1 protein-coding gene is annotated in these 870 nt (G+C 29.4%); it reads left to right on the plus strand.

Going from position 1 to position 870, the window contains the following annotated elements; all coding sequences use genetic code 11:
- On the plus strand, positions 1-870 hold an 870-nt coding region (locus DVJ99_RS12770), incomplete at both ends, for an IS3 family transposase (protein WP_114604540.1).

An 870-nucleotide genomic window follows, 5' to 3' on the forward strand; every position in this document is an offset into this window, starting at 1 on the left:
CTCGAAAAAATCAAACGAAGAAATAGTTTCAGCTATTATTGAGTTAAGGAAAGAGAAAGATTATCAGCTGAATCATATTCTAAAAGTAGCCAATATAGCTAAAAGTGTCTATCATTATTGGAAAAATAATTTAGGTTTAAAAGAGTATAAGGATGCACCTCTGCTGAAGTTGATTAAAGAAATCATCGAAAAAAATCATGAACGTGTTGGTTATCGTAGAATTACCTTAGAGCTTCATGCAATGGGGATTATAGTTAATCATAAGAAAGTTTTAAGAATAACAAGAGAGAATAAACTTTTATGCACAAAGTTTAACCATAGAAGCAGAAAATATAAATCATATAAAGGAAGTACTGGAAAAGTCGCTAAAAATATACTAAATCGAAGATTTGTGTCAGATAGACCTTATCAAAAATTATTAACAGATATTACTCAATTCAATATTAAGAATACGAATACAAAGCTTTATTTGTCACCTGTTTTAGATGTATTTTCAAAAGAAATCATCGCTTATTCTATTAGTAGGCACCCAAATTTAGAATGTGCTTTGTCATCTTTAAATCAGGCTATTAAAAATATACCTGAATTAAATTATCGAACTACAGTACATTCTGATCAAGGTTGGCACTACCAGCATAAAGCTTGGGTAAAAGTGCTCAAAGACAATCATATATTTCAAAGTATGTCGCGTAAAGGTAACTGTTATGATAATTCTCCAATGGAGAATTTCTTTGGCCTATTAAAACAGGAGATGTTTTATGGAGAAGAGTTTAGTTCTTATGAAGAGTTAGAATTAGAAATACACAAATATATCAATTACTATAATAACGTAAGAAGAAAAGTAAATTTAAAAGGCAAGACTCCTGTTGA

The sequence above is a fragment of the Staphylococcus sp. EZ-P03 genome (genome assembly GCF_003344575.1).
Classification (GTDB): Bacteria; Bacillota; Bacilli; order Staphylococcales; family Staphylococcaceae; genus Staphylococcus; species Staphylococcus simulans_B.